Raw genomic sequence first — 7,666 nt, 5'->3', positions numbered from 1 at the left:
AAAAAATAAGTATTTTTTTAAAGAAATTTTGAACTTACTGGTTTTTAAAAAGTTGGAAAGCGAAGATAATAAAATAAATCAAAATAAAGGATAAAAGTTTTTAACAATACAAGCACAGCTTTTCTCACTCCCTAAATCCATAAAAACCACAACTACAACATCTTAAATTAAAACTTAGATTATCAATATCAATAAATCAGAAGTTTTCTAGGAGATAGTATTAAAAAGAGTACTTATTAAATAAAAGAAATATAATAACACTAATTCTTTGTGGCAGTAGTTTTAATTGTATCGTTCCATTTGTTTCTAAGGTCATAAAAACTAAAATCCAATGCCGTTTTTTGTTCTTCTAATATATTAGATTGAAAACTTCTTTGTAGAATATCTTCGATCCAATAATCTTCCTCTACATTAATAGGATCATATTCTTCTTTTAAGGAAATACTAAAAAGTTTAGCTGTACTATTATACCAGAATGCTTTCCAACCACTTCTATATTCCTTTACCAAATCAAACATTGTCTGACCAGTTTGCCTGTGAATTAACTTTACTAAAATCTGTCCTTCTGTACGCGTCATCTTTTTTAACTCTGCTGTAAATTCTTCTTCCATATACTTCTGAAGTATTTTTACATATTTTTTACGAGCACTTTTAGACTTAATATTTTTTAATCTTTCATTTAACGTTGTTAGCCTATCTGATGCTAATTTTGCGTATGGATAAACTTTTCTTGTTTTGCGTCTTAATATAAGATACTTTCTTCTTGCTAGTCTATCTTTAAATTTCAACTTACCCAATATCACCACTTCATCAAGGTCAATAGCATCGTGTGGAATCGTATCTCCTTCTATAATATAGTATTGTACATACCCCGTAGAATCAGTTTTTATTGAATCTATTTCCTTTTGACACAAAACCGTCAATGGAAATAATATCATTAATATGTACATTATTTTTTTCTGCATAATAGATATTGATCTTCTAAAATCATTCCAAAATTAACAATAAACAGTTTGTAAACTGTAAAATCTTTGTGAATATTATTAACTTCGTACAAAACAAATTTATATAAATGGCTAAAAAAAGTATACTAAATAAAAAGTCTTTGACTTTTCTTGAGAAGTATTTGAACAATGCGGCGCCTACAGGTTATGAATGGGAAGGGCAAAAAATCTGGATGGATTATTTAAAACCTTATGTAGATGATTTTATTACTGATACATATGGAACTGCTGTTGCTGTCATTAATCCTAAAGCTAAATACAAAGTAGTAATTGAAGGGCACGCTGATGAAATTTCATGGTATGTAAACTATATTACGGACAATGGTTTAATTTATGTTATTAGAAATGGCGGTAGTGATCACCAAATAGCGACATCAAAGCGCGTAAACATTCATACAAAAAAAGGAATTGTACAAGGCGTATTCGGTTGGCCAGCAATCCACACAAGAAATAAAGCTAAAGAAGAAGCTCCTAAATTAAGTAACATATGTATTGATGTTGGGTGCAATACCAAAGAGGAAGTATTAGCTCTTGGAGTTCATGTTGGTTGTGTAATAACATATCCTGACGAGTTTTTTATTCTTAATAATGATAAGTTTGTTTGTCGTGCTTTAGATAACAGAATGGGTGGTTTTATGATCGCTGAAGTTGCTCGTTTACTAAAGGAAAACAAGGATAAACTTGATTTTGGTCTTTATATTACTAATTCTGTACAAGAAGAAATTGGTCTTAGAGGTGCCGAAATGATCACGCATACTATACAACCCGATGTAGCTATCGTAACGGATGTCTGTCATGACACAACCACTCCTATGATAGAAAGAAAAACTGAAGGTGAAACCAAAATTGGTGATGGCCCTGTAATTTCTTATGCTCCTGCTGTACAAAATAGACTTAGAGAATTGTTGATTGATACTGCAGAAAAAAAGAAAATACCTTTTCAGCGCATGGCATCAAGTAGATCAACAGGAACGGACACTGATGCATTTGCATATAGTAATGGTGGTGTTGCATCGGCATTAATCTCTTTACCTCTTCGCTATATGCATACTACTGTAGAAATGGTTCATAAAGATGATGTAGAAAATGTTATACGTCTTATTTACGAAAGTTTGCTTTCTATAAAATCGGGAGAAACTTTTAGTTATTTTGAAAAACCTAAACCTAGAGCAAGAGCTAAATCAAAAAAATAACAAATTAAAAAGCCTCGCATTTGCGAGGCTTTTTAATTAATACAGAAAATACTACAGTGCATTATCCATTATCTCTTGAACTACTTCTGGATTTAATAATGTACTCGTATCTCCAAGGTTCGATGTATCTTTAGAAGCTATCTTTCTCAAGATACGCCTCATAATCTTCCCACTTCTGGTTTTAGGCAATCCGGATACGAATTGAATTTTATCTAATTTAGCAATCGGTCCTATACGTTCAGTTATTTGTTGATTCACCTCTTTGCTCAAATTATCACGATCTCTAGATTCTCCAACTTCTTTAAGAATTACAAAACCATACAAGGCATTTCCTTTAATATCGTGCGGAAAGCCGACAATGGCCGATTCTGCTACCGCAGGATGTTCATTAATTGCATCTTCTATTGGTGCAGTTCCCAAATTATGACCGGATACAATAATCACATCATCTACTCTACCGGTTATCCTATAATACCCAACCTCATCTCTGAAAGCTCCGTCTCCAGTAAAGTATTTATTATTAAACGCAGAAAAATAAGTATCCTTATATCTCTTATGGTTACCCCAAATAGTTCTTGCTATGGAAGGCCAAGGAAACTTAACACACAATCTTCCTTCTACCTGATTTCCTTCAATTTCATTTCCATTTTCATCCATAAGTACCGGTTGTACACCAGGCATTGGAAGTGTTGCATATGTAGGCTTTGTTGGTGTCGCAAAAGGAATAGGTGAAATTAAGATTCCTCCTGTTTCAGTTTGCCACCAAGTATCTACTATTGGACATTTCTTTTCACCTACATGATCATTATACCAATGCCAAGCTTCTTCATTTATTGGTTCTCCAACCGTACCTAACACCTTTAGACTTGATAAATCGTACTCAGTAACATAATCTAAATTTTCCTTCGCCAAAGCTCTTATAGCTGTTGGAGCAGTATAAAACTGAGTAATCTTATGCTTTTGAACTATATCCCAAAACCTTCCAAAATCGGGATAGGATGGTACTCCTTCAAACATTACTGTTGTCGCTCCATTTGCTAATGGGCCATATACAATATATGAATGTCCTGTAATCCACCCTATATCAGCCGTACACCAATAAATATCATCTTCCTTGTATTGAAAAACATTTTTAAAACTATATGCAGTATAGACCATATAACCCGCAGTAGTATGCATCATACCTTTTGGTTTTCCTGTAGAACCAGAGGTATATAATATAAATAGAGGATCCTCTGCATCCATGACCTCAGGAATACATTCGGTATCTGCACTATCTAGTAAAGGCTGTAACCATTCATCTCGATCTGGTTTCATCTGTATATCAGACTTTATTCTTTTTACCACCAGAACAGAATTAATCCCAGGACAATCTTCTAATGCATCATCTACAATACTTTTTAGATCAATTGTTTTTGCTCCTCTATAGGATCCATCGGAGGTAATAACCATTTTAGCATCACAGTCGTTAATCCTAGTTGACAATGCTGTGGCAGAAAACCCCGCAAATACTACAGAATGAATAGCACCTATTCTTGCACAAGCTAAAACTGAAATTGCTAATTCTGGGATCATTGGAAGATAAATACAAACTCTATCTCCTTTTTGAATCCCTTTACTTTTAAGAACATTCGCAAATTTACACACTCGTTCGTGCAATTGATTATATGTAATATGCTCTGTAGGATCTTTAGGATTATTAGGTTCGAACAAAATGGCCGTTTTATCTCCTCGAACATATAAATGCCTATCTATACAATTTTCTGTAATGTTCAATTTTGCGCCTTGGAACCATTTTACTTCTGGTTTGGTAAAATCCCATTCCAGTACCTTATCCCATTTCTTTCTCCATAAAAAATGTTCTTCTGCTATTTCACTCCAAAAAAGCTCTGGATTCCTAACAGATTTTCTATATACCTGAAAATATTCTTCAAGATGTTTTATGTGATAATTACTCATTATAGTTGGTTTTATATTTTTTTAATATTCAATTTCTTAATAATCATTTTACCTTACATAATTATTTAGGCAAACAACACTTTATTGTTGCTAAAAAACATTTACTTATGTTTTTTTAACATCTAATACTCTGTTTTTTTTATTCAATTAAAGTTTTTATTTCTGCCACTACTTTTTTAACCGAAAATGGTTTTAATAAATATTTATCAGCCCCCATTTCTAATCCTTTTTCTATATCAGCAGTTTTGTTTTTAGCACTTAAGAACACTACTTTAATATTTTCTGTTTTTGGATTCTTTCTTATATATTCAATTGTTTGATATCCATCCACATTGGGCATCATTATATCCAATAATACTACGTCCGGTATCTGTGTTTCTAAAATCTGAATAGCTTCACTTCCATCTCTAGCGATAAAAACTTCATAATTTTGTTTTTTAAAAGTATATTCTAGAGACATTACTATATTAGGCTCATCATCTACTATTAATATTTTTTTCTGCATTTGTCGTAGGTTTTCTATCCTTTCGTAAGATAAAATTTCTTTTTATTTCATTTCTAAAAATTAGCTTATTACATTTTGTGGCAAATCAATAATAAACCTAGCCCCTTTACTAAAAGAATCATCAATCCATATTTTACCTGAATGCCCTTCCATAATTTGTTTACAGATAGCCAATCCCAATCCGCTACCAACAGGTTTCTTAATATTTTGATTATTTGACTGGTAAAACTTATCAAAAATGTATTTTCTATCTCCCTCGGAAATACCTTTCCCGTTATCCTGTATTATTATTCTAACAAGGTTATCAACTTCTGAAAGTGTAATTGTTATCAATCCATTTTTATTCTCTACAAATTTAATCGCATTAGATAAAACATTAGTAAAGACCTGTTGCATCCTGTCCTCATCATAAAAAACAAGAATTTTGTCAGGTAAATCAGAGGTAATAATTTTAATTTCCTTTTGTTTTGTTATCGTTGATACCCCAGTAATTATTTGTTTTAAGGTATCAACCAAATTATTATTCTTTTTATCAAAAATTTCTCTACCAGAAGAAAGTTTCTCTAAATCAAGTATATTATGTATTAATCGAGAAAGTCTTTTTGCATCCATTAGAACAGTACTTAAGAATTGTGTTTTCAATTCACTTGGCATATCATCTTCATCATCTAATAAAACTTCTGCCGCTGCTCTTATAGATGTAATCGGAGTTTTAAGTTCATGCGCTACTGTATCTAAAAATTCATCCTTTATTTTATCCTGAAGTTTCAATTCTTCATTCGCTTGTTTTAACTCTTCCGTTAGTTCAATAAGTTCATTTGATCTTTGTTTTAAAAATTTATTTGTTGAAATTGTTTTTTTGCTTTCTTCTAAAATTTTTAAAACTTCTACCAACGTAACAGGTTGTTCCTTTACAACACTAGCAATCAAGATTCGTGAAGAAGCTCCTCCAATGCTTCCGGTTAATAGTTTTTCTGAAAAATTAATTAATCGGGCATCTGCTTTTTCTTCATTAATAGATAAACCATATTTTTTATAAAATAATTTCAAAGCTCTTTCGGTTCTTGTGGTACCAAGAAATTTAGTTAATAGGTTTCTAATATCTGAAACATAGGCTTCTCCTTTCCATACATATGCACTCTCCTGAAGAGAATTATAACTATTATTAACAAACATTTCGGCATAATTACGCTCCCTATAATTTCCTTTTCTAGAAAGAGAAACTGATAAATACACCAAGGTATTAAAAAACAAACTCCAAAAGAATGCATGAGTAACCGGTGTCATAAAATCTATTCCAAATAATTCATACGGTTTTAATAGTTCTATCCCAAAAGCTCCATTGCGAATAAAACCAGTATCGCCCAATATAATATCCATTACGAATGGTAAGATTAATGTATACACTGTTATCAATGTTCCCGTAATTATCGATGCTTTGGCGGCAATCGCCGAACCTCTGTTCCAAAACAATCCAATAAAAAATGCTGGTGCTAATTGCGATATAACTACAAAAGAAATTTGTCCGATTGAAAACAAAGATAATTGCACATTAAAATTAATATAAAACAAATAGGCTCCAACGATCAATATAAAGATTGCAGTTCTTCTAATGTTTTTAATATAATAAGCATTTCGTTCCGGATGACTTCTACTAAACTTATCAAGAAAACCATAAGGAATAATTAGATTATTACTTAGCATTACCGATAATGCCAATGTAGAAACTACTACCATAGAAATTACTGCAGAAAATCCTCCTAAAAAGACCAAAGTAGCCAGAAATATGTTATCATTTTGCAGTGGCAACAACAATGTATAATAATCCGGATTAAGATTATCGCCAAGACTTAATTTTCCTCCCCAAGCAACAAATATTACAAATAAATTAAATAACAAAAGATATAATGGAAATAACCAAATTGCCTTCTTAAGGTGCTTTTCTGATGTATTTTCTATAACAGAAACCTGAAACTGTCTCGGTAATAGAAAAATAGCAAAAAACGACAATGCGATCATAAAATACCAATTAATACCGGCTTCTAAACCATTAAGTGTAGTAAGTGATTCAAAATTTTCAACTTTGGAAATTTTATCATAAATATCAGTGGTTCCATCAAATAAAAAATAAGTGACGTAAATCCCAATTGTTAAAAAGAAAACTAATTTTAAAACTGATTCTACTGCTACAGAAAACACAATTCCCTGTCTTCTTCTGGTAGCATCAGTAAGTTGAGTTCCAAAAAACGCCGCAAAAACAGCTAATAATAATGCTACGTAAAACGTAGTGTCTTGGAAAATTGAAGCTGAAGAAAGACTTGTATCTATAGAAATAATCGCAAATGTTTCGGATACTGCTTTTAATTGCAATGAAATGTATGGTACAATACTGATCACACAAATTATAGTCACCAACGCTCCCAAGAATCGGTTATTACCATAGCGTAAAGAAACAAAATCAGCGATACTTGATATCTTTTGTTCCTTGGAGATTCTTATTATCTTTTTTAATACTATAATCCATAGAGGAAATGCAATTACCGGCCCCAAATATGTTGTCAAAAAGCTTATACCTGATGTAGCTGCAATCCCTACACTACCATAATATGTCCAAGCTGAACAATAAACCGCTAATGATAAAGTATATACATATGCATTATTGACCCAACTACTTTTCGCTTTTTTTTCTGCCCATAGAGCAATCCCAAACAAAAGTGCCAGGTATATTATAATTATGAATATTAAAATATAATTATTCATAATACTTCATTAAAATAATTGCAGCTATTAAAACTCCAATAGCCCAAATCAAAAAAATAGAAAAAAACATTATAGGAAACCCCAATACACTTCCTGAATGGTTAAATATTAACACCAATGGGATATTAAAAAGTAATAACAACACTAATGATAGTATGATCAATTTTTGTTGATGTCGTTTTTTCATGCAATATTATTATGCTTTTAAAGCCTATGCGATTAACAAAACTCACATAGGCCTCTAT

6 protein-coding genes are annotated in these 7,666 nt (G+C 31.6%); 1 reads left to right on the top strand and 5 read right to left on the bottom strand.

Annotated features, from left to right (window positions below; translation table 11 throughout):
* Positions 1–260: 260 nt before the first annotated feature.
* On the bottom strand, positions 261–965 hold the full coding sequence (locus J8L88_RS21495) for a DUF4294 domain-containing protein (protein WP_027393966.1): 705 nt from the start codon (positions 963–965) through the stop codon (positions 261–263).
* Between the two features lie 107 nt (positions 966–1,072).
* On the opposite strand from J8L88_RS21495, the gene J8L88_RS21490 reads away from it, so the two are divergent.
* On the top strand, positions 1,073–2,197 hold the full coding sequence (locus J8L88_RS21490) for a M42 family metallopeptidase (RefSeq protein ID WP_211061808.1): 1,125 nt from the start codon (positions 1,073–1,075) through the stop codon (positions 2,195–2,197).
* 51 nt (positions 2,198–2,248) lie between these two features.
* Here J8L88_RS21490 and acs read toward each other — a convergent pair whose 3' ends face one another.
* The 4 genes from acs to J8L88_RS21470 all read right to left on the bottom strand — a co-directional run bounded on the left by acs (position 2,249) and on the right by J8L88_RS21470 (position 7,608).
* Positions 2,249–4,156 (bottom strand): acetate--CoA ligase, encoded by a 1,908-nt coding sequence (gene acs, locus J8L88_RS21485; protein ID WP_027393967.1) that lies wholly within the window; start codon positions 4,154–4,156, stop codon positions 2,249–2,251.
* Positions 4,157–4,295: 139 nt separating this feature from the next.
* Entirely contained in the window at positions 4,296–4,661 is a 366-nt protein-coding gene (locus J8L88_RS21480; RefSeq protein ID WP_027393968.1) for a response regulator transcription factor, read from the bottom strand.
* Between the two features lie 60 nt (positions 4,662–4,721).
* Entirely contained in the window at positions 4,722–7,421 is a 2,700-nt protein-coding gene (locus J8L88_RS21475; RefSeq protein ID WP_211061807.1) for a sensor histidine kinase, read from the bottom strand.
* The gene (locus tag J8L88_RS21470) at positions 7,414–7,608 is read right to left on the bottom strand and encodes a hypothetical protein (protein WP_027393970.1); all 195 of its coding nucleotides are present in this window, start codon (positions 7,606–7,608) and stop codon (positions 7,414–7,416) included. The genes J8L88_RS21475 and J8L88_RS21470 overlap by 8 nt, the downstream gene beginning before the upstream one ends.
* Between the last annotated feature and the right edge of the window lie 58 nt (positions 7,609–7,666).

The organism is Aquimarina sp. MMG015, from assembly GCF_018100855.1.
Taxonomy (GTDB): domain Bacteria; phylum Bacteroidota; class Bacteroidia; order Flavobacteriales; family Flavobacteriaceae; genus Aquimarina; species Aquimarina latercula.
Note: the sequence above shows the minus strand (reverse complement) of the source record. Positions and strands in the feature narration are given on the sequence as shown.